Raw genomic sequence first — 1,480 nt, 5'->3', positions numbered from 1 at the left:
CGACCGACCATGCAGGTCACCAACTGGTCGTGGCTGAGCGCACTCATATCATCAAAGGTGCGCACGTAACGCCCGTCTTTGAACACCGTCACGGCATTGCAAATCCGGAACACCTCTTCCATGCGGTGCGAGACGTACAGCACCACTTTGCCCTCATCCCGCAGGCGCGTGATGATCGCCATCAAACGGTCGATCTCCCGCGCCGACAGGCTGCTGGTCGGTTCGTCGAACGCGATCACATGGGCGCCACGGGACAACGCCTTGGCGATTTCCACCAGTTGGCGCTGGCCCAGGGACAAGCGCCCGAGCTTTTCTTCAGGATCGATTTCATCGGCCAGACCCTTGAGGCACGCCAGGGCCTGCTTGCGCAGCAGGCTCCGGTTGACCACCCCAAAACGCGACGGAAGGTGCCCAAGGAAAAGGTTCTCCGCCACGGTCATTTCCGGCACCAGGTGCAGCTCCTGGTGAATCACCGCGACGCCGCTGGCGATGCTGTCCGCAGCGCATTTGAACGCCATGGTCTGCTCGCCGATCTGCACCGTGCCGCTGCTGGGAATGTAGGCGCCGCCGAGGATTTTCAGCAGCGTCGACTTGCCCGCGCCGTTCTCGCCCATCAAGGCATGCACCTGCCCCGGCTGGGCGCTGAAGCTGATGCCGTCCAGCGCCTTGACCCCGGGAAAGGTTTTGCCGATACCCTCAAACCGCAGGGCCGCCGCACTCATTTCCACAGCCCGATCTTGGTCAGTTCTTCCTGGAAGTTGGCGCGGGTGATCAGGGTGACTTCATCCATCGCGGTGTACTTCGGTGGCTCGGTACCTTTGGTGACCCACTCGTACATCATCAGCGCCGTGTTGTAGCCCTCGATATGCGGGCTTGGCAGCATGGAGCCGAAGAAGCCGCTGTCGGCCTTTTTCAGTTCGCCGATGGCGTCGGTGCCATTGATGCCGATGCCAATCACGTTGGCCGCTTTGAAGCCTGCGCTTTCGGTAGCGCGCACGCCGCCGAGCACGGTGTTGTCGTTCATGCCGCCGATGATCAGGTTTTTCGCACCGCTGGGCAGCTTGACCAGCGCCGAGTTGGTGGCGTCCATGCTGCCGGGGACGTCGAGGGTTTTCAGTGCGGCGGTGAGGATGTGGTCTTTCGGAATGCCGGCTTCTTCAAGGGATTTGATCGAGCCGTCGGTGCGTTTTTTACCGGTGTCGAGTTCGTTGAAGGTGTTAATCACCGCGTAGGTGTCCTTCCAGTCCCAGCCACGTTTTTTCGCTTCGGCAGCCATGGCGGCGCCTTGTTTCTGGCCGACTTCAAAAGCGGCCATGCCCAGGTACGGCACGTCCTCCATGAAGTTGCCTTTGGCATCGACGAAGCGGTCATCCACGGCCATGACTTTCAAGCCATTGAGCTTGGCCTTGGCCACGATGGCTGGGCCGAGGGACACGTCCGGCGGGCAGATCACAAAGCCCTTGGCACCGTTGGCGGCCAG

General features: G+C 61.4%; 2 protein-coding genes. Both read right to left on the bottom strand.

Going from position 1 to position 1,480, the window contains the following annotated elements; genetic code table 11:
- The coding region (locus G9Q84_RS28990; protein WP_122755943.1) for an ATP-binding cassette domain-containing protein at positions 1-722 on the bottom strand (722 nt) is incomplete at its 3' end.
- The coding region (locus tag G9Q84_RS28985) for a substrate-binding domain-containing protein (RefSeq protein WP_181644542.1) at positions 719-1,480 on the bottom strand (762 nt) is incomplete at its 5' end. The genes G9Q84_RS28985 and G9Q84_RS28990, both read right to left, overlap by 4 nt.

The organism is Pseudomonas sivasensis (assembly GCF_013778505.1).
GTDB lineage: Bacteria > Pseudomonadota > Gammaproteobacteria > Pseudomonadales > Pseudomonadaceae > Aquipseudomonas > Aquipseudomonas sivasensis.
Note: the sequence above shows the minus strand (reverse complement) of the source record. Positions and strands in the feature narration are given on the sequence as shown.